The 238-nt window shown below is 60.5% G+C and carries 1 pseudogene; it reads left to right on the top strand.

Features of this window, described 5'->3' with window-relative positions:
* A pseudogene (locus tag ACWGTO_RS34050) lies at positions 1–238 on the top strand (hypothetical protein); the annotation flags it as partial.

Genomic DNA, 238 nt, shown 5'->3' with positions numbered 1-238 from the left:
GTCGTCAGCATCGACACGGCTCATGTTCGCAGCACCGAGCCCAATTCAGCGCGTAACTTCGGGATATCGCGGCTTCGGCGATGTGACGGTGATTTCGGATGGCGCCGAAATCCTGAAGCGGCTGCCCCGCGCCATGCCGAAGCCGACGACCCACATCATCGACGGGTTCCATATCGCCATGAAGATCCAGCCCATGCAGCAGATCGCCGATCACATCGTGCGATCGAAGTCCTGGTCC

It is taken from the genome of Mesorhizobium sp. PL10 (assembly GCF_053714315.1).
This window is presented reverse-complemented; position numbering and strand designations above follow the sequence as displayed.